The organism is Pasteurella sp. XG20 (assembly GCF_018968665.1).
GTDB classification, from domain to species: domain Bacteria; phylum Pseudomonadota; class Gammaproteobacteria; order Enterobacterales; family Pasteurellaceae; genus Pasteurella; species Pasteurella multocida.
In genome coordinates this window covers 117862-138273 of the sequence record NZ_CP076656.1, presented here as the reverse complement: position 1 = coordinate 138273, position 20412 = coordinate 117862, and the positions used below count along the sequence as shown (strand labels likewise).

Genomic DNA, 20412 nt, shown 5'->3' with positions numbered 1-20412 from the left:
TTAATGAGTTAAGCGAATAGTTCATCAACCGCATTTAATGATGTCAGATCATTAACCGCAGTAGCTTGTAAATCAGCGACGATACGTTTTGTTAACCCCGTCAAGACTTTGTTTGGACCGACTTCAACTAAAACCTGCACGCCATCTTTTGCCATACATTCAACGGTTTCTGTCCAACGCACTGGACTATATAATTGACGAACAAGTGCGTGACGAATTTCACTATTTTCCGTTTCACACGCGACATCCACATTATTGATCACCGCTGTAGTTGGTGTTCTAATCGCAATATTATCTAAAGACACGGCTAATTGATCTGCTGCTGGTTTCATTAACGCACAATGAGAAGGCACACTTACCGCTAAAGGCAGGGCACGTTTTGCCCCGGCGTCTTTACAAGCAGCTGCGGCACGCTCAACCGCCGCTTTTGCTCCCGCGATCACCACTTGCCCCGGCGAGTTAAAATTCACCGCAGACACCACCTCACCTTGTGCTGCGTCGGCACAGGCACTGATGATAGCTTCATTATCTAAACCAATAATCGCATACATCGCGCCGGTCCCTTCGGGAACCGCTTGTTGCATTAATTTACCACGCAGCTCCACTAATTTGACTGCATCTTGGAAATCAAGTGCGCCCGCGCATACTAAAGCAGAATATTCACCTAAGCTATGTCCAGCCATCACGTCTGGCTTCAAATGAGGATATTTCTCTTGCCATACACGATAAATAGCAACAGATGCGGCTAACAGTGCTGGTTGTGTTTGCCAAGTTTTATTCAGTTCTTCCGCAGGTCCTTGTTGCACAAGTTGCCATAAGTCATAACCTAACACATCCGAAGCTTGTTTAAAGGTCTCTTCCACCACAGGATATTCTGTGGCTAATTCCGCTAACATTCCTACAGCTTGAGAGCCTTGTCCTGGAAAAACCATTGCAAATTTTTTCATGTTATTTTCCTTATTTTTAAAAATACTGAAAACTGACCGCACTTTAAGTCAATTCCGGCTATTAAAACCTAACTAACGCCGATCCCCAAGTCAGACCACCGCCGAATGCTTCTAATAACAACAATTGTCCACGCTGAATACGTCCATCACGCACCGCCTCATCAAGCGCACTTGGAATACTGCCTGCAGACGTATTGCCATGGCGATCAAGTGTAACCACGACTTGTGACATATCCATATCTAATTTTTTTGCGGTAGCGGAAATAATCCGCAAGTTCGCCTGATGTGGAACTAACCAATCAATATCTTTCTTATCTAACTGGTTGGCTTCTAAGGTTTCTTCCACCACATTTGCTAATTCGCGTACTGCAATTTTAAAAGTTGCGTTACCCTGCATTTCTAAATAGGCAGGATCGGATTCAATACCGCGCGCCTGATTAGCTAAGGTTAAGACTTCAGCACTTTCGCCTGTTGCATGTAAATGCGTTGAAATGATCCCCGCTTGCTCACTTGCTTCTAAAATCACAGCACCGGCACCATCACCAAATAAAATAATCGTGCCTCGATCCTCTGGATTTAACGCGCGGGAAAAGAGATCCGCCCCAATCACGAGGGCTTTTTTTACTTTTCCGGTACGGATAAATTGATCAGCAACGGTTAAGGCGTAAACAAAGCCCGAACAGGCTGCTGCGACATCAAACGCAATCGCGTCTTTTATACCGAGCATTTTCTGAATTTGACATGCCGTACTTGGAAAAGCATGTGTTGCGCTAGTCGTCGCGACGACAATAAGATCAATCTCATTGACATCCATAGGCGATACCGCTAAGCAATTCTGGGCAGCTTCAAATCCCATAGTTGCCACAGTTTCGCTTGCTTCAGCAATGCGACGTTCTTTGATGCCAGTACGTTCCGAAATCCATTCATCAGAGGTGTCCACCATTTTTTCTAAATCGGCATTCGTACGGATATGTTTGGGTAAATAACTCCCGGTGGATAAGATTTTACTATACATAAGAAATCTCGTTAAAAATCGTAGCCAAATGGGCTAATTGAAGTTGCTCTAACCTATTATTTTTTTAATATTGATACAGCTAGTACTTTTCTAAACCAGCCAGAATTTTTGTTGGGATTTGCTGACGTGTTTGAAATGCTGCATCAGCAATCGCATAAGCAAACGCATCGCTATTTGCACTACCATGACTTTTGACAACAACTGCCGTTAATCCAATCAAGGAAGCACCATTGTATTCATCAGGATTAATTCGCTTTAAACGTTGATAACTCTCTTTAAAAATATGGGTGAGTAACCAAGAAAATAGCGGTTTTAACAGACTATTTTTCGATTTCCCTTTAATCAAGGCGATCACATTTTTTGCCGCACCTTCAAGGGTTTTCAATGCCACATTTCCTACAAAACCATCACTGACAATCACATCGGCTTGACCATTTAATAGAAAGTTACCCTCAATAAACCCCGTGTAATTCAACGCGGGATCTTTTTCTAATAACATCGCCGCATCACGAATCGACTTATGTCCTTTAATATCTTCACTACCGATATTCAATAAGGCAATTCTAGGATAGACTAAGTTTAAGGTATTTTCAGCAAAAATACTGCCCATTAATGCAAATTGATACAAGTTTTCTGCGTCACAATCAATATTGGCGCCCAGATCAAGCATCACACTTTTTCCACCATCCACAGTGGGAATCACGGAAATCAAAGCGGGACGCTGAATCCCTTTTAAAGGTTGCAATAAGATCTTCGACAATCCCATTAACGCTGCGGTATTACCCGCACTCACACAACCTTGCGCATCCCCTTTCTGCACCGCTTCAATTGCTAAACGCATTGAGGTGCCTTTACTATGACGTAAGGCATAGGAAATACCATGTTCATTATCAATCGTACGTGAACAATGACAGACTGTCAGACGTTCTTTCATTGACGCAGGAATATTTTCAAGCAGAGGAAGGATTTGTTGGCTATCACCAAACAATAATAAAGAAAGCATTGGATCTTTTTCCAACGCAATGAGGGATGCGGGGATAGTAATACGGGGACCAATGTCCCCGCCCATCACATCTAACGCAAGGGTTAGACGACTCAAGTGATTACCTTTTCTAAATAAACTAGAAATTATTTGTTAATCACTTTACGACCACGATAGTAACCATCAGCAGTTACATGGTGACGTAAATGCTTTTCACCACTTGCTTTATCAACAGATATTGCAGCAGTGGTTAAGGCATCGTGTGAACGACGCATATCACGACGTGAACGAGATTTTTTGTTTTGTTGAACAGCCATTGGCTATACTCCTAAATTTACTTTTGCTTTAAACTAGCTAATACAGCGAACGGGTTCGGTTTTTTTGCCAGCGCTTCGGGCAATTCGCCAAAAACCTGTTCAGCCACGGACACTTCACAGTGTTCAGATGAATGCATTGGCACTATTGGCAGACTTAAAATTAATTCATCTTCAATCGCACCAACTAAATCTATTTCCCCAAACGCGTTAAATTCGATTGGTTCATAAATTTCGGGCAATACATCGGCTTGATCCAAATTAGCCACTGGACTGTAACAAAAAGTACAGTCAATCATTTGCACGAAGGGCTTTTCACAACGTTGGCAGATTAACTCTACTTCTACACTTGCTTGCCCCTTCATGACCACTAATTTTTGTGGATCAATAAAAAACGATAATCTAACCTGTGCATCGCTGAGCACTTTACTTACTGACTCATTAAGGCGCGTCAACTGATTAATAGCGTAATAGCCATCATAATCTAAGCGTCGCTGCGCATCTTTTACTGGGTCAACAGTTAGGGGTAATTTTACCTTTTGCATAGGGCGTGAATATTACCGTTTGAGAACAAAATAGTCAAAGGAAATTATTACTTTTTACGTGAACCTCATGAGAAAGTATAAGAAAAATGATTTTCTCCACTTTTCAATACAAAAGCCTTATGGCGAATTGTTAATAAAACGTAGCAAAAATGCAAGATAACAGGAAAAAAGAGAGTGTTGATTCAAATTTTATCAAAAATAGCTCACAAATAACACGTTCGGCACTTTACAGTCTGATTTTTTTGCTTTATTAATAGAATTTCTTTTTACTCATAAAATAAAGGGAAAACTATGACAAACACAATGAAAAAAACAGGACTTAATGTGGCATTAGCAAGTATCTTTACGCTTTTTGCGACGCAAACAACCTTCGCAGCAGAAGTACCCGCAGGCACCGAATTAGCCGCCAAACAAGAATTACGTTGGAATATTGGCTCCAATCCTGCTTCATTAGATCCACATAAAATTGAAGGAACACCAGAAGGCTTTACCTCCCGTCAATTATTCGAAACCCTAGTGATCTCTGATGCAGAAGGACATATTATCCCAGGTGCAGCGATCAAATGGGAACATAGCCCAGACTTTAAAAAATGGACATTCCATCTTCGTCCAGACGCAAAATGGTCAAATGGTGAACCTGTCACAGCTGAAGATTTCGTTTTCTCTTTCCAACGTTTAGCCGATCCAAACACCGCATCACCTTATTCTAGCTATCTAAAATACCTCAAATTATTGAATGCAGAAGATGTCGTAGCGGGTAAAAAACCAATTACAGAACTCGGTGTTAAAGCACTCGATGCGCATACGTTAGAACTGACCTTATCGGCAAGCGTGCCTTATGCAGATAAATTAACCGAGCATTATGTCTTAGCACCAGTCAACAAAAAATTAGTTGAACAATTCGGTGACAAATGGACAGATGTAAAAAATATCGTGGGTAATGGCGCATTTACGGTCAAAAATTGGACAATTAATGAAAAATTAGAATTAGTGCCAAACCCACATTATTGGGATCATGCGAAAACCGTTTTAACAAGTGTAACACTGTACCCAATTGAATCAGAAAATACTGACGTGGCACGTTATCGTGCAGGGGATTTAGACATCACCAACCACGCTTTACCAGTCGAGCTGTTTAGTAAACTAAAACAAGAATACCCAAATGAAGTTTATACCCCTGCGTCACTTTGTACTTATTTGTATGAAATTAACCACAAGAAACCACCATTTGATGATGTACGTGTCAGAAAAGCCCTTGCGATGGCACTCGATCGCGACATCATTACAGAAAAAGTGACAGCACAAGGTCAAGTACCGGCGTATAGCTTTACACCGCCATATATTAACGGTGGTGAAAAAATCGAAAAACCAGATTGGGTCGCACTCCCGCAAGCTGAGCGTAATAAACAAGCTGTAGCCTTGTTAAAAGAAGCAGGCTTTGATAAGAGCAATCCATTGAATTTCACATTGCTATACAACACTTCTGAAAACCACAAAAAAATTGCTTTAGCCGCCTCTTCATTGTGGCAAAAAAACCTCGCAGGTGCCGTAAAAGTGACGTTAGAAAACAAAGAGTGGAAAACTTACTTAGATACACGTCATCAAGGTAACTATCAAGTAACGCGTGCAGGTTGGTGTGCGGACTATAATGAAGCAAGTACTTTCTTAAATTACTTCTTATCAACCAGTAGTAATAACACGGCTTTCTATAAGAGTGCTGAATTTGACAAACTGCTTTCAGAAACGTACTTAGCTGAAACAGATGCTCAACGCGCAGAGATTTATGCCAAACTCGAAGCGCAACTTGCTAAAGATGCTGCATTGGTTCCAGTCTATTACTATGTTGATCCACGTATGGTGAAACCTTATGTGAAAGGATTCCCAATCAATCATCCTGGTAAGAACTTCTATCTAAAAGATGTTTATTTAGTCAAATAATCATTTTGATATATTTTAGTGCGGTCACGACTTGGGTCACACCGACCGCACTTTTTTAGTTTTCGCACCTTGCGATCTATGGATTGGATTATCTTGTATGTTTAAATTAATTCTTCGCCGTCTTTTACAGGCAATTCCAACGCTTTTTATTTTAATTACGATTTCATTTTTCATGATGCGCTTAGCGCCAGGTAGCCCCTTTACCAGTGAAAAAAATTACCCAGCGGAAGTGATCGCCAATATTGAAGCCAAATATCATTTAAATGAGCCACTTTATAAACAATACCTGATCTATTTAAAAGATCTTGCGCATGGTGATTTTGGTCCTTCTTTTAAATACAAAGACTATACCGTCAATCAGCTCGTATCAGCCGCCTTTCCTGTGTCATTCAAACTCGGCATTTCCGCGTTCTTTGTCGCACTTATCCTTGGCGTCAGTGCAGGTACTATTGCCGCACTGAAACAGAATAAATGGCTTGATTATGTGATCATGACCTTTGCTATGACTGGGGTGGTCATCCCCAGCTTTGTTGTTGCCCCATTGTTAGTTTTAATTTTCTCTATTTCATTAAAATGGTTACCGTCTGGCGGTTGGGAAGGTGGTGCATTTAAATTCATGCTGATGCCCATGATTGCTCTGTGCCTTTCTTATATTGCAAGTATTGCACGTATTACCCGTGGTTCCATGATTGAAGTCCTACATTCCAACTTCATTCGTACAGCTAAAGCAAAAGGCTTACCGATGCGTCGTATCCTACTCAAACACGCTTTACGTCCGGCGATGCTGCCCGTCATTTCTTATATGGGACCCGCTTTCGTGGGGATTATTACTGGCTCCATGGTGATCGAAAGTATTTTTGGTATTCCCGGGATTGGTCAACTGTTTGTGAATGGCGCACTGAATCGTGATTACTCACTTGTCCTAAGCCTCACTATTTTAGTCGGCGCCTTAACCATCGCATTCAATGCGATCGTCGATATTCTTTATGCGGTGATTGATCCCAAAATCCGTTATTAATTGGCAATTGTTGTAGGAAGTCAACTCATGTTAAACAATCAAAAAGATACTGAATTGCTAGAAGCGGTGACAGAAAAATTAGACACGCTTGAAGGTCGTAGCTTATGGCAAGATGCACGTCGTCGTTTTTTTCATAATAAAGCCGCATTAACCAGCTTATTTGTGTTATTTTGCATTAGCTTGTTCGTCATTTTTGCGCCAATGCTCATGCCTTACCCCTATGACGAACTTGATTTTGGTGCAATTTCGATTCCACCTGAGTGGGAAACCATGCACTATTTTGGTACAGATGCCTCGGGGCGTGATTTATTAGTACGTGTGGCGATCGGAGGACGTATTTCTCTGTTAGTCGGCATTGCTGGTGCCTTAATTGCAGTCTTAGTCGGAACCTTATATGGTGCTACATCTGGCTATATTGGTGGCAAAGTCGATACCTTTATGATGCGCTTTTTGGAAATTCTTAACTCCTTTCCTTTCATGTTCTTTGTTATCCTTTTAGTCACTTTCTTTGGACGGAACATTTTCTTAATCTTCGTCGCAATTGGCATGGTGTCTTGGCTCGATATGGCAAGGATTGTACGTGGACAAACCTTGAGTTTGAAACAAAAAGAATTTATTGAAGCTGCGATTGTGTGCGGTGTATCTTCACGCCAAATTGTTTGGCGTCATATTGTGCCAAACGTACTTGGTGTCGTAGTCGTTTATGCCTCTTTACTTGTACCAGGCATGATCTTATTTGAATCCTTTTTAAGTTTCTTAGGTCTCGGCACACAGGAGCCTTTAAGTAGCTGGGGCGGTCTTCTCAATGACGGTGCAAAATCCATGGAAGCCGCGCCTTGGCTCTTAATCTTCCCCGCACTCTTTTTAGTCATTACCCTATTTTGTTTTAACTTTATCGGTGACGGGTTACGTGATGCGCTTGACCCGAAAGACCGTTAATACCCGCGCTTGGAGAGAAAAATGACAACTCACAATTTATTACTCGATGTACAAGATTTGCGCGTAACTTTTAAGACCCCAGATGGCGATGTTACTGCCGTCAATGATCTGACTTTTTCTTTAAATGCCGGTGAAACCCTCGGCATTGTCGGCGAATCTGGCTCAGGAAAATCGCAAACCGCTTTTGCTCTAATGGGGCTATTAGCAGATAACGGGCGAATTTCAGGCTCAGCAAAATTTAATGGACAAGAAATTCTCAACTTGCCTGAAACACAACTTAACCGCTTGCGTGCTGAACAAATTGCGATGATCTTCCAAGATCCAATGACCTCGCTGAACCCTTATATGAAAATCGGCGAACAGCTAATGGAAGTACTGATGTTGCATAAAGGCATGGATCATAAAACTGCGTTTGAAGAATCGGTACGGATGTTAGATGCGGTGAAAATGCCGGAGTCACGTAAACGTATGAATATGTATCCGCATGAATTTTCAGGTGGGATGCGTCAACGTGTGATGATTGCCATGGCGTTACTTTGTCGTCCTAAATTACTGATTGCTGACGAACCGACCACAGCACTTGATGTGACAGTCCAAGCTCAAATCATGACCTTATTAAACGAATTAAAAAGTGAGTTTAATACCGCCATTATCATGATTACTCACGATCTCGGTGTGGTCGCAGGAATTTGCGATAATGTGTTGGTGATGTATGCAGGCAGAACCATGGAATACGGCACCGCTGAGCAAATTTTCTATACCCCAAGCCACCCTTATTCTATCGGCTTAATTGGTGCAGTGCCTCGCGTTGACGGACAGGAAGAAGAACTCATTACTATTCCGGGTAATCCACCTAACTTATTACGCTTACCGAGTGGCTGTCCTTTCCAACCACGTTGCGTTCATGCAACTAAACAATGCCTCAAAGCACCGGCGTTAACCTTGTTAAATGATCAACGTTTACGCGCTTGTTTTGTCCCTGCCGAGCAATTAATCCGAGGTAACGCATCATGAACACAGAGAAAAAAGTGATCCTAGAAGTGAAGGATTTAAGCGTTCATTTCAACATCAAAGATACGAAATCTTTATTCTTTGCTAAACACCAAACTTTAAAGGCTGTCAATCATGTCTCTTTTCAGTTATACGAAGGCGAAACCTTAGGTGTGGTCGGTGAATCGGGCTGTGGAAAATCAACTCTCGCACGCGCGATTATTGGCTTAGTGGAAAGCTCTGGCGGTAATATTTTATGGCTAGGTAAGGAGTTAACTCAGCAAAGTGCGAAAGAATGGAAAGCGATCCGTAGCGATATTCAAATGATTTTCCAAGATCCTTTAGCCTCCCTGAATCCACGGATGACCATTGGCAGTATCATTGCAGAACCATTAAAAATTTACCAACCCCATTTAACCGCGGAAGAAGTAAAAGAAAAAGTACGCGCGATGATGATGAAAGTGGGCTTATTACCTAACTTAATCAATCGCTATCCACATGAATTTTCGGGTGGACAATGTCAGCGTATCGGGATTGCGCGCGCCTTGATTGTGGAACCAAAACTCATTATTTGCGATGAGCCAGTGTCCGCCTTAGATGTTTCAATCCAAGCACAAGTAGTGAATTTATTGAAATCTTTACAACGCGAAATGGGGCTATCATTGATTTTCATTGCACACGACCTTGCTGTGGTGAAACACATTTCCGATCGTGTTTTGGTCATGTATCTTGGTAACGCGGTGGAATTAGGTGACTATGAACAAGTCTATCACGATACTAAGCATCCTTATACTAAAGCTTTGATGTCTGCGGTACCGATTCCTGATCCGCAATTAGAACGCAATAAACAAATTCAATTGCTTGAAGGCGATCTCCCTTCCCCGATTAATCCGCCGTCTGGCTGTGTGTTCCGCACCCGTTGCCCACTGGCAGATCAACACTGTATTGCAGACAAACCGCTCCTCAAAGGACGAGATAATCACGTTGTTGCTTGTTTTAAAGCCGAGTAATACACACAACCGCACAAAAAAGTGCGGTTGTTTTTTTGCGAATATTCACAGTCAAACTTTCGTGATACTTTCGCTCTGAGATAGGGATTACGATACAGAGAAGTTATTCAACAATCACACGTGCATTGATCGGTTGCACTGGACGATTATTGTGTCCTTTCATCAAAGTCGCAAACGCCTCAACTTGAGATTGGCTAATGTTGTCATAGTGTTTTAACACTAACCAATTTACACCTTCAGAACAAGGTGGTGTGGTTAATGACCCGCTGAAACGATAGTAATCGCGTTTTTTCGGAATTAATGTTGCTGGGTCAAAAGCGGTACTAAGCGTATATTTCTCCCCTGCTTTTTGCGGGAAGTTTTGCCAAATTGGGGCTAACCGTTGGTTTTCACTGGATAATACATAGAGCACACCAAGCACAGCAAGATTCCCTTCATTGTCTGCGTGTACAAAATGTGCTTCCATCGGGAAGGATTTGCCTCGAATTAAGTTTTCACTCGGCACATGGAAATGGAATTGTTTAAGGGTAAAGGTCTTTCCATTAAGCTGCATGTGATTACTTGCCTCTTTGAAATCCACTTGAATAGTATGCCCATTATTGATAATCTCCACATTGGAAGGTCGATAATCCAGCTTAATCGGCGCTAACTTACCATCAATCGTATGCTTGATATCTATTGGTGTTTGGTTTTTACCTTCGCCACAAATACGGAATTTGGGTGAAAGTTCAGCCCAATGTTCTGGCGATTCGTGTCCGGTGTATCCCCAATGCGTGTGCGTTTCTTCTTTCTTAAGGGGGCTTGTACACGCTGTCAATGCTAATGCACCTAACGTAAGCACAAAAAGGTTTGATTTTTTCATAGCCTAGCTCCTGATTAAAAGAGATGAATTGATGAGACAACCTAAACTCAATGATGTCTTAATCCGAGACGCTTTCATCTTAGGCAAAACAACACTCCATTTCAAGTATAACTTGCTCAAGAATATATCTTAGACCGAAATCAAATCCATTACTTCAAATAAGGTATTAGGCGAGTATTTCTCTAAATAACGACGTAAAAAATGTTGTGTTTCTTGGCTAATGACTTGATCTGTTTCCGGATACAAGTTGTATATCACAGCATGCACACTTACTCTTTTGGAGTTGAGTACTTGTAAACTCAATAAGGTATGATTAATACTACCTAGCTTGCCAGAGGTGACTAAAATCACGGGGTATTGATGCTGACAAAGATAATCAAGGGTGGTTTCTTCCTCATTATAAGGTACACACAAGCCGCCCGCCCCTTCCAATAATACATAATCATATTTTTCACACAAAAGTGCGGTGCAGGTTTCAATTTTTTTACGTTCGATCGTGCGCTGTTCTAATTTCGCGGCTAAATGCGGTGAGCAAGGATAATCAAACACATAAGGACAAGTGATACCTTGCTTATCTTCTTCTGTAAGCTCAATACCTTGTATTTTTCGGTGTGTAAGTAAATCTTCGGCAATTCCTCGGCAGCCTGTTTGGATCATCTTTTGCGTGATGACACTCGCGCCTTGTTGCATCAGTTTCTTGGCGTACCAACCTGTGGCGATGGTTTTGCCAATATCGGTGTCAATGCCAGTGATAAAAAAAACCTTTGCCATACTTTTTCCTTCTAAGGTTAGGTTAAACGCGCCAACACATACATCGGCGTGTAAGTGAGTTCTACTTTGTGTTGTGCGTTACGGTAATGTTGTTGATATTGTTGGCAAAAGGCGTGCAATTGCCCTTTTGTCCACCCTTGCTGCTGTGTGGCAGTAACGCCTGTTTGTTTCAAATGTTTTAACACCGCTAAGGGATCATCAAAGTGCAACACAATCTCCTCGTGTTCGAGGGCTAAAATCTCAAATTCAGGCACTAGCCACTTTTGCCAGTCCTCAAGACATGGATAGGTTAACCCCACACCGGTGAGGTGTTTGATCTGTGTTAAATTCTCGGGCGTGAAAGTACTGAATAACAAAAATCCGTGCTTTTTTAAGCGCACTTTACAACGCGCAATAAAACCCGCTTTATCTTCAAACCATTGCACCACGGAAGCACTGGCAATCAAATCATACTGCTGCGGAAAGGGAAGTTGTTCCGCATCGCCACAATGGAAGTGAAAAGGTTGGGGCAACACTGATTGCAGATGCTCTCGCATATCGCAAAGGTCATTCAGCTCCCAGTGTTCAACCTGCAACTGTGACATTAATTGCTTCGTCAATCCACCAGTACCACATCCAATCTCTAATGCACGTTGGAATGCTTGTCTATCGATATACGACAGTAAACTAAGCAAACGTTGGTGAATCTGCTGTTGTGCTCTCGCTTGCTGATCATAGTTCGACACAGCGGCAGAAAAACGCTGTTTAATGCGTCCTTTATCAATACGATCCATGTGCTACAACCAACAAGTTTCCCAATGGGTGAAGTGAGGAAACAACAAATGCTCCCCTGCGATTTCCGTTATTGCACAACGATCCTGCCAATAAGCCCGCTGGTTTTGTGCAGGGAAAATTTTATCTTTTGAGCCGACAATCGCCTTGCTCCACGAGATTAAATCTGTGCGGCGATCTTGTTGTAAAAAGGTATAAAGTGCGGTCAGTTCAGCATGAATTTCCTGTAATGTGGGACGCATGGAATAGTGCTGATAATCCCTTAACAGCGTTTTTGAACCACAAATACGACGTTCAAATTTAGTCCGATTATCTTCATTTAAACCAGATAACGTGCCAGCAAAAATGGCTTCGGGAATACCATATTGGTCATCACAAGGCAAGCCCGTGCCATTGATCGCCGTAGCAGATAGCAGTGGATAACCTTGCATCACACGCTCCGCTACCCACACGCCCATTGACCATGCCACCACGCGAATATGTTGATAAGCGGAAAAATCAATATCGCAATGCAGATCTCGATAATCATAGCAAAGGCATAAATCATAATTTTCCGGCAGAATCAGGTGCTCGACCACGCTCGGTGGTGTGCCCCACCCTGCAAAATAGACGATCAGATTGTCGCCTTGCTGTGAAATATGTTGTGTTTTCATTCAGCAAGCTCCTGTAAACAAGCAATAAATTGTTCCACTTCCGCCACTTGCATATCTGCAGTCAGTGAAAAACGAATACGAGAGGTACCTTTTGGGACTGTCGGCGGGCGAATCGGTAAGCAATAATAGCCTTGTTGTTGCAAACGTTGCGCTGTTCTTACTGTCAGTTCGTTGTCGCCCAAAATATAAGGTACGATACAACTTTCACTTGGCATCGGGACTTGAAAAATGTCGACAATCGCTTGGCGTAAATGTTGACTAAGCTGAGCAAGATGTGCGCGCTCGGCTTGCAAATGTGGTAATTGTTGAAAGACAAAATGTGTCCATGCCACATTAAACGGCGGAAGTGCCGTGGAAAAAATCAATGGGCGCATTTTATTAACCAAATAATCTCGGATCACTTGATCGCAAATCACATAAGCCCCCATAGAGCCCAACGCCTTGCCAAACGTGCCGACCAAAATATCAATTTGGTTGATACAGCCTTGTTGTTCTGCTAACCCTAGCCCCTTCTCCCCCAATACGCCTATCGCATGGGCTTCATCTACATATAACATCACTTGCGGATAGCGCTGTTTTAATGCGACCAACTGGGTGAGGTCTGCACAGTCACCATCCATACTAAACACGGATTCCGTGACCACGATAATCCGCTCAAAAGTGCGGTCATTTTTTTGCAAAATTTGTTCAAGGTGGGCGTAATCATGATGACGAAAACGCACAAACTCACATTGTGCCAAGCGAATGCCATCAATCATACTGGCATGTACTAGTTTATCCGCCACAATCAGCGTTTTTTTGTCCGCTAAAGCAGGCAAAATCCCAATATTAGCATGATAACCGCTATTAAATAGCAAGGCAGTTTCTCGTCCAAATGCCTGCGCCATTAAGCTTTCTAGCTCATCATAAATCGGAAAAGAGCCTGTTAATAAACGGGAGGAAGAAGAAGTCAATGCAGGGAGTTGATCTTGGTATTGCGTGAAAAACGCCTGACGCAAGGCTTCGTTATTGGCTAAACCTAAATAATCATTGGAGGACATATTCAGCATCGTATTGTCCTCACGTTGAATAAAACGCCCTCGGTGAATGAGTTGGGGCAGTTGGCGAAATTGATTCTGCGCCTTTAAATCAGCTAACTGCTGCTGATAATACCTGATCATAGAGATTCCTTATGTGCATACTCTTCTTGAAGGGTGCGAATTGTGCCATGAATTAATTGAGACAATTGATCCGATGAGATGATATACGGTGGCATCAAATACACTAATTTGCCAAATGGACGCACCCAAACACCATTTTGCACAAAGCGTGGTTGTAAACTTGCCATATTGACAGGCGCTTTCATTTCAATCACCCCAATCGCCCCAAGTACTCTCACTTCAGCAACACAATCTAAGGCTTCCGCTTGGCGCAATTCTTGACGTAATTGCTGTTCAATCTGTTGAATACGTTGTTGCCAAGGGCTTGCCAATAACAATTTGATACTTTCTGCTGCTACCGCACACGCCAGTGGATTTGCCATAAACGTCGGACCGTGCATAAAACATTTTGCCTCGCCAGAACAAATCACGTCTGCTACCGCTTGGTTGGTAATGGTAGCGGATAGGGTTAAATACCCCCCCGTTAAAGCTTTACCGATACACATCACATCCGGCACGACATTGGCATGTTCACAAGCAAATAATTTGCCTGTGCGCCCAAATCCTGTGGCAATTTCATCAAAAATCAGCAAAATGCCGTACTGTTCGCACAAGGCTTTTGCTTGCACTAAATACTCAGGGGAATAAAAATACATACCGCCCGCCCCTTGCACTACCGGTTCTAAAATTAAACCCGCAATCTCATCACCATGTTGTGCCAATAAATCCTGTAACGGTTGCATCGCTTCGGGTTGCCAAGCTTGCCCAAATTTTACCGGGGGTTGCGGTAAAAAATATTGCACGGGTAGCCCTTTGGCAAATAAGCTGTGCATGCCGGTCACGGGATCACACACGGACATCGCATGCCAGGTATCACCATGATAGCCCGAACGAATCGTAGCAAATTTATAGCGCTGTGTTTCGCCTTTAGCATGTTGATATTGCACTGCCATTTTCATCGCCACTTCCACGGCGACCGAACCACTGTCGGCAAAGAAAATTTTATCCAAACTTTCCGGCAAGATGTTGACCAGTTGCTGCGCCAGTTCTACCGCTGGTTGGTGCGTTAATCCACCAAACATCACATGACTCATTTGACTCAGTTGTTGCGTGGCAGCGTGGTTTAAACGGGGGTGATTATAGCCATGAATCGCTGACCACCACGATGACATGCCATCAATCAATTGCTGACCGTTTTTTAACTGGATATACACGCCTTCGGCACATTCTACTGCAAATAAGGGAAAATCCGCATTTAACGCCGCATAAGGGTGCCAAATATGTTGTCGATCACATTCTAAAAGTTGCTGCTCATTCATCGTTTCACCTCGGTTGTGAATCGCCCTTTCAACTGGCGTAAATTCACGCAAATACTTACATAAACGGAATAACTTGTTATAATCGCCAAGCATTCGGCTTTTCAAGCCCATTATTCTAACTTAAAAAGATGATTTATCACTATGAATATATTAGAAAAAAAAGCACAACTGAGTTACTGGCAACGGATTAAAATTGCCTTTCAATATGTGATGCCACAACTTTATTTAACACGTCTCGCAGGCTGGTTTGCAAAACAGCAATGGGGTGCTGTCACACATTTTGTGATTAAATTATTCGCGAAAAAATACCATGTGGATATGAGTGAAGCTGCAAAACCAAATTTCAGCGACTATGCGAGCTTTAATGAATTTTTTATCCGTCCATTAGCGGACAATGCCCGTCCAATTAATCAAAATCCTACCGCACTTTGTTTACCGGCAGATGGTCGTATTAGTCAGTTAGGACACATTGAGCAGGATTTATTGCTACAAGCCAAAGGACATTATTTCAGCTTGAACGATTTGTTAGCTGGCGACGAGGCGCTCGCTCATCATTTTAAAGATGGCGAATTTGCCACCACCTACCTCTCGCCACGCGATTACCACCGTGTGCATATGCCTTGTGATGCCACTTTATGCAAAATGATTTATGTGCCTGGTGACTTATTCTCAGTCAATCCATTTTTAGCCGAACACGTGCCAAACTTATTTGCACGTAATGAGCGCGTGATCTGCGTATTCGATACCGAATTTGGTAAAATGGTCCAAATTTTAGTCGGCGCAACCATTACCGCGAGTATGAGCACCGTGTGGGCAGGCGTGATCAACCCGCCTCGTCCAGAAAAAATCACCACCTGGACCTATGAAGGAGCAAGTGCGGTCAAATTAACGAAAGGACAAGAAATGGGCGCGTTCCAATTAGGCTCGACGGTAATCAATTTATTTGAAAAAGATCGTGTGCAACTGGCATCTCATTTACAAGTGGATAGTCCAGTACGTATGGGTGAAATTCTTGCCCACCAAAAATAATTTTTAACCACAATAGGAAAAACAATGAGTCAACAATTTTTCGACCAAGTGTCATTAGAAAGCCTTTCAGCAAAAGGAAGCTACGGTATCGGTTTACAAATCGGTCAACAATTATTAGAAAGCCAACTTGAAGTGAGCGCCGAAGCCGTCGCAAAAGGGATCTTTGATGTGTTAAATCAAAATCCACCAGCACTTGAGTTAAATGAAGTGAGTCATGCCCTACAGACTTTGCAACAACAAGCCACTGAAGCACAACAAGCGAAATTCAAAGAAATTGAAGCCGTTGGTGCACAATTTTTAGCTGAAAACGCGCAAAAAGCGGGGGTAAATACTACGGAATCTGGTTTACAGTATGAAGTGTTAGTGGCTGGTGAAGGGCAAATTCCGGCACGCGAAGACAAAGTGCGTGTGCATTACACTGGGACATTAATCGACGGTACCGTCTTTGACAGCTCAGTAAAACGTGGTCAACCTGCAGAATTCCCAGTAAATGGCGTGATCGCTGGTTGGATTGAAGCCTTGTCCATGATGCCAGTGGGTTCAAAATGGCGTTTAACCATTCCTCACAACCTCGCTTATGGCGAACGTGGTGCCGGTGCATCCATTCCGCCATTCAGTACCTTAGTGTTTGAAGTCGAATTATTAGCCATTCTTTAAAGCTAAACGCTAGACATAAAAAAGTGCGGTCATTTTCCGCACTTTTTTCTTTTCTATTGTTTATCGTTTCAAGCCTTGCTGATAGCCACTGTTCCACGAATGGCGGAACTTGTCCGGCACAGCCTTGCCCGTTTGTTCTTCACAGTAAGCCGTTCGTTGACTCAACATTTTTTGTTGGTGCTCTCGAAACGATTTTCCCACACGATAACCGTCCAAATACCAATCATCATTATCTTGACATGCCATGGTATTAATCCGTTTTGTATTCCCTGTCACTGCAAAAGATTTGCCTGCCTCAATACGTTGCACCGCATGTTCAGAGTATGAAGCACAGCTCACCAGCGAACCTAGTACACTGAATATCAATACTGCTTTCCAATTCATCTTGTTACCTTTCTTTTTCTGATTTATAACACAATCATATCGTCGCGGTGTACCGCAACCGCCCCATATTCATAACCGAGAACCTGTTCAATATCTTGCGAATGTTTGCCTTGAATTAAATGGAGTGCATCGCTGTTATAACGTGGCATCCCTAAGGCGACATCCTTGCCTTGCTGAGTACGAATTTTTACCACTTCACCGCGTGAAAAGCGTCCTTCCACGTTCACAATCCCAGCAGGCAATAACGATTTATGTTGCATTAACATCGCGTTTTCCGCCCCTGCATCAATGGTAATAATACCGGCTGACGGCGCCGCATATAGCCATTGTTTACGACTTTCTAAGCGATCTGCTTGTACACTAAATTTGGTGCCAATGGCTTGCCCATAAGCTAAGTCCACAATCACATTCGGACGATTACCCGGTGCAATAATGGTTTCAATGCCGGAGCGGGTTGCCACATCCGCGGCACTGATTTTGGTGGACATGCCGCCTGTGCCTAACGAGGTGCCACTTCCGCCCGCAATCGCGCGAATATGATCGGTAATTTTGTCCACGTCGGCGATCAATTTGGCGTCTGGATGTTTGCGCGGATCACGATCAAACAAACCTTGCTGATCAGTAAGCAAATACAACTGTTCTGCTTGCACTAAAATCGCCACTAACGCGGATAAATTATCGTTATCGCCTACTTTAATTTCTGACGTAGCGACAGCGTCATTTTCATTAATCACTGGAATAATCTGATTATCTAATAAGGCGCGCAAAGTATCTCTGGCATTTAAAAAACGTTCACGATCTTCAATGTCAGCACGGGTCAATAAAATCTGCCCAATATGAATATCATAAATGGCAAACAATTTTTCCCACGTTTGAATGAGCTGACTTTGTCCCACTGCAGCCAATAATTGTTTCGAGGCAATCGTCGGTGGCAATTGCGGGTGATTTAAATAATGACGACCTGCCGCAATCGCCCCTGAGGTGACAATCACTAAACGAAAGCCCGCTTGATGAAGCTGTGCGAGCTGACGCACAATATCCATCATATGAGGTAAATTTAACTTCGCTGATCCTTGCGTAAGCGTACTGGTTCCAAATTTTACAACGAGTGTTTTGTCGATTTTCATCTTCTCTATCTTCTTATTTTTGTCGAACAAAATTGAAGCTAACTTACCATTAATCATCAGAAAAATCATCTCGTTTACTTGCTATTTTCTATGATTTAGCACAAATTTTTTCTCACTAAAAGGCATATAATAAAGCTTCTTGATTTTTCAGCTAGGAACCCGATTATGACCTCAACCTCTTCACAAGAAACGGAGCGGCAACGAGAAATCACTCGCCTTTGTGTTCAAGTTGCCCAACTCTTATTACAACATGGTGCAGAAAGTGCCATCGTTGTGCAAATGGCACATCGCTTAGGCTTAGCCCTCGGTGTAGATAGCGTAGAATGTGCCCTCACGCCAAATGCCATTATTCTTACTACATTAGCCCAAGACCATTGCATCACGACAGTCCGTAAAAACCAAGACAAAGGAATTAATATGCAAGTGGTTACCGAAGTGCAACGTATTGTGATTACAGCAGAACGTAAAATCTATGATATGCAACAAGTGCATGTCAAACTGGCTCGTATTAAACCGCTTAAATACAATCGCTATTTTGTGATGTTGATGATTGGCTTATCCTGTGCCAGTTTTGCTCATTTATCTGGTGGGGACGCACTAGTTTCATTGGTTACATTTCTCGCCGCAACACTCGCCATGTATGTTCGCCAATCACTTGCCGCAAGACACTATAACCCCTTAATTGTATTTGCGGTGACCGCCTTTGTCGCCTCGCTAATTGCGGGTATCGCGTTGAAATATAACATCGGCAATCAGCCCCAAATTGCCTTGGCATCCAGCGTATTATTGCTCGTTCCCGGCTTTCCACTGATCAATGCACTCGCCGATATTTTAAAAGGGCATATCAATATGGGGATTGCCCGTTGGGCACTCGCGACGATCCTCACATTTGGGGCATGCTTAGGCATTGTATTTGCGCTGAGTTTATTGGGTATCACGGCATGGGGGAAATAAAATGTTAATGTTAAATTTACTGGATGATATGTTTTTTGCTGCGATTCCCGCAGTCGGCTTTGCCTTAGTCTTTAATGTGCCCCCAAAAGCCTTGAAATACTGCGCGGGCTTAGGCGCGTTAGGACATGGACTTCGCACTTTATTAGTCCATTATGAACTCCCCTTGGTGTTTGCCACCTTTTGCGGCGCCGCCTTAATTGGTTTTATCGGTGTGCATTTATCCCATCGTTATTTAGCACACCCGAAAGTGTTTACTGTTGCAGCCATTATTCCCATGATCCCCGGTGTCTATGCCTATAAAGCCATGATTGCGGTAGTGCAATTACATAATCAAGGTTGGTCCCATGCGCTCACTGCACAAATGATCGATTATTTTATTAAAACTGGATTTATTCTCGGTGCATTAGTTTTCGGACTCGCATTGCCGGGTTTACTGTTCTATCGGCAAAAACCTGTGGTATAGTAAACACACCTTTAGTTTGCCTGTCAGGAACTCACTATGACCTTTAGCCTTATCGTCGCTATGACGAAAAACCATGTCATTGGTAAAGACAATCAAATGCCTTGGCATCTGCCTGCCGATTTAGCGTGGTTTCGCCAGAATACCACGGGTAAACCGGTGATTATGGGACGAAAAACCTTTGAAAGCATTGGGCGTCCATTACCAAAACGTACTAATTTAGTGCTTTCTCGTCAACCATATCTACATGAGGGCGTGATTTGGCAAAACAGCCTTGAAAGTGCGGTGGATTTTGTCAAAGATTCACCTGAAATCCTGTTGATTGGCGGGGGCGAATTATTTAAGCAATATTTACATAAAGCCGACAAGCTCTATCTCACTGAAATCCAAACAGAATTAGAAGGCGATACCTTCTTTCCTGAAATTGTATGGCAAGACTGGCAAATTGAATATGAAGCATGGCGCCAAGCCGATGAAAAAAATCCTTATGACTGTCGCTTTTTAATTTTATCGCGTAAAACTAAAAATGAATGACGTAACACGTTAAATAAGAACGATGTAAAGGGCGCAAACATTAAGCAAGCGCCC

At 42.7% G+C, this 20412-nt stretch carries 23 protein-coding genes; 10 read left to right on the top strand and 13 right to left on the bottom strand.

Annotated features, from left to right (window positions below):
* Positions 1-8: 8 nt before the first annotated feature.
* From fabD to yceD, 5 genes are all read right to left on the bottom strand, one after another.
* Positions 9-947: an ACP S-malonyltransferase gene (fabD, locus tag KPF51_RS00610; RefSeq protein ID WP_061406259.1), complete on the bottom strand. Its 939-nt coding sequence runs from the start codon at positions 945-947 to the stop codon at positions 9-11.
* Between the two features lie 61 nt (positions 948-1008).
* Positions 1009-1962 carry a beta-ketoacyl-ACP synthase III gene (locus tag KPF51_RS00605; protein WP_005719402.1) on the bottom strand — a complete coding sequence of 318 codons (954 nt, stop codon included), beginning with the start codon at positions 1960-1962 and terminating at the stop codon, positions 1009-1011.
* Positions 1963-2041: 79 nt separating this feature from the next.
* Positions 2042-3061 carry a phosphate acyltransferase PlsX gene (gene plsX, locus KPF51_RS00600; RefSeq protein WP_005737187.1) on the bottom strand — a complete coding sequence of 340 codons (1020 nt, stop codon included), beginning with the start codon at positions 3059-3061 and terminating at the stop codon, positions 2042-2044.
* A gap of 29 nt (positions 3062-3090) precedes the next feature.
* Entirely contained in the window at positions 3091-3261 is a 171-nt protein-coding gene (rpmF, locus tag KPF51_RS00595; protein ID WP_005719398.1) for a 50S ribosomal protein L32, read from the bottom strand.
* Positions 3262-3278: 17 nt separating this feature from the next.
* Positions 3279-3803, bottom strand: coding sequence for a 23S rRNA accumulation protein YceD (gene yceD / locus KPF51_RS00590; RefSeq protein WP_005719396.1), 525 nt, complete (start codon positions 3801-3803; stop codon positions 3279-3281).
* A 291-nt stretch (positions 3804-4094) separates the two neighbouring features.
* Here yceD and KPF51_RS00585 point away from each other — a divergent pair, with 291 nt between their 5' ends.
* The 5 genes from KPF51_RS00585 to oppF all read left to right on the top strand — a co-directional run bounded on the left by KPF51_RS00585 (position 4095) and on the right by oppF (position 9698).
* Complete coding sequence (locus KPF51_RS00585) at positions 4095-5741, top strand: ABC transporter substrate-binding protein (protein ID WP_005755533.1); 1647 nt, start codon at positions 4095-4097, stop codon at positions 5739-5741.
* 97 nt (positions 5742-5838) lie between these two features.
* The gene (gene oppB / locus KPF51_RS00580; RefSeq protein WP_005725003.1) at positions 5839-6759 is read left to right on the top strand and encodes an oligopeptide ABC transporter permease OppB; all 921 of its coding nucleotides are present in this window, start codon (positions 5839-5841) and stop codon (positions 6757-6759) included.
* 27 nt (positions 6760-6786) lie between these two features.
* Entirely contained in the window at positions 6787-7698 is a 912-nt protein-coding gene (oppC, locus tag KPF51_RS00575; RefSeq protein WP_005725001.1) for an oligopeptide ABC transporter permease OppC, read from the top strand.
* Between the two features lie 21 nt (positions 7699-7719).
* Positions 7720-8712: an ABC transporter ATP-binding protein gene (locus KPF51_RS00570; protein ID WP_005719387.1), complete on the top strand. Its 993-nt coding sequence runs from the start codon at positions 7720-7722 to the stop codon at positions 8710-8712.
* Positions 8709-9698, top strand: coding sequence for a murein tripeptide/oligopeptide ABC transporter ATP binding protein OppF (oppF, locus tag KPF51_RS00565; protein ID WP_005755531.1), 990 nt, complete (start codon positions 8709-8711; stop codon positions 9696-9698). Before KPF51_RS00570 ends, oppF begins: the two co-directional genes overlap by 4 nt.
* 103 nt (positions 9699-9801) lie before the next feature.
* On the opposite strand, the gene KPF51_RS00560 is transcribed toward oppF, so the two are convergent.
* From KPF51_RS00560 to bioA, 6 genes are all read right to left on the bottom strand, one after another.
* Positions 9802-10560, bottom strand: coding sequence for a carbonic anhydrase (locus tag KPF51_RS00560; protein WP_064972535.1), 759 nt, complete (start codon positions 10558-10560; stop codon positions 9802-9804).
* A 129-nt stretch (positions 10561-10689) separates the two neighbouring features.
* Positions 10690-11331, bottom strand: a complete 642-nt coding sequence (gene bioD / locus KPF51_RS00555; protein WP_005724996.1) for a dethiobiotin synthase — start codon at positions 11329-11331, stop codon at positions 10690-10692.
* 17 nt (positions 11332-11348) lie between these two features.
* Complete coding sequence (bioC, locus tag KPF51_RS00550; RefSeq protein WP_064661129.1) at positions 11349-12104, bottom strand: malonyl-ACP O-methyltransferase BioC; 756 nt, start codon at positions 12102-12104, stop codon at positions 11349-11351.
* Between the two features lie 3 nt (positions 12105-12107).
* On the bottom strand, positions 12108-12755 hold the full coding sequence (locus KPF51_RS00545; RefSeq protein ID WP_005724992.1) for a pimeloyl-ACP methyl esterase BioG family protein: 648 nt from the start codon (positions 12753-12755) through the stop codon (positions 12108-12110).
* Positions 12752-13915, bottom strand: coding sequence for an 8-amino-7-oxononanoate synthase (gene bioF / locus KPF51_RS00540; RefSeq protein WP_005724990.1), 1164 nt, complete (start codon positions 13913-13915; stop codon positions 12752-12754). The genes KPF51_RS00545 and bioF overlap by 4 nt, the downstream gene beginning before the upstream one ends.
* On the bottom strand, positions 13912-15213 hold the full coding sequence (gene bioA, locus KPF51_RS00535; RefSeq protein WP_211599550.1) for an adenosylmethionine--8-amino-7-oxononanoate transaminase: 1302 nt from the start codon (positions 15211-15213) through the stop codon (positions 13912-13914). Before bioA ends, bioF begins: the two co-directional genes overlap by 4 nt.
* A gap of 141 nt (positions 15214-15354) precedes the next feature.
* Between bioA and asd the strand changes: the two genes are divergently transcribed.
* Positions 15355-16242, top strand: a complete 888-nt coding sequence (asd, locus tag KPF51_RS00530; RefSeq protein ID WP_005755522.1) for an archaetidylserine decarboxylase — start codon at positions 15355-15357, stop codon at positions 16240-16242.
* Positions 16243-16266: 24 nt separating this feature from the next.
* Positions 16267-16899: an FKBP-type peptidyl-prolyl cis-trans isomerase gene (locus KPF51_RS00525; protein WP_005724987.1), complete on the top strand. Its 633-nt coding sequence runs from the start codon at positions 16267-16269 to the stop codon at positions 16897-16899.
* A 60-nt stretch (positions 16900-16959) separates the two neighbouring features.
* Here KPF51_RS00525 and KPF51_RS00520 read toward each other — a convergent pair whose 3' ends face one another.
* Together KPF51_RS00520 and proB are read right to left on the bottom strand one after the other, a co-directional pair.
* Positions 16960-17283 (bottom strand): hypothetical protein, encoded by a 324-nt coding sequence (locus KPF51_RS00520; protein ID WP_014391510.1) that lies wholly within the window; start codon positions 17281-17283, stop codon positions 16960-16962.
* Positions 17284-17306: 23 nt separating this feature from the next.
* Positions 17307-18410 (bottom strand): glutamate 5-kinase, encoded by a 1104-nt coding sequence (proB, locus tag KPF51_RS00515; RefSeq protein WP_005724984.1) that lies wholly within the window; start codon positions 18408-18410, stop codon positions 17307-17309.
* A 165-nt stretch (positions 18411-18575) separates the two neighbouring features.
* On the opposite strand from proB, the gene KPF51_RS00510 reads away from it, so the two are divergent.
* The 3 genes from KPF51_RS00510 to folA are packed head-to-tail and all read left to right on the top strand — an operon-like array spanning position 18576 to position 20358.
* Positions 18576-19364, top strand: coding sequence for a threonine/serine exporter ThrE family protein (locus KPF51_RS00510; protein ID WP_005724982.1), 789 nt, complete (start codon positions 18576-18578; stop codon positions 19362-19364).
* Position 19365: 1 nt separating this feature from the next.
* The gene (locus KPF51_RS00505) at positions 19366-19827 is read left to right on the top strand and encodes a threonine/serine exporter family protein (protein WP_005724981.1); all 462 of its coding nucleotides are present in this window, start codon (positions 19366-19368) and stop codon (positions 19825-19827) included.
* Between the two features lie 36 nt (positions 19828-19863).
* Positions 19864-20358, top strand: a complete 495-nt coding sequence (gene folA / locus KPF51_RS00500; RefSeq protein WP_005724979.1) for a type 3 dihydrofolate reductase — start codon at positions 19864-19866, stop codon at positions 20356-20358.
* Positions 20359-20412 lie beyond the last annotated feature (54 nt).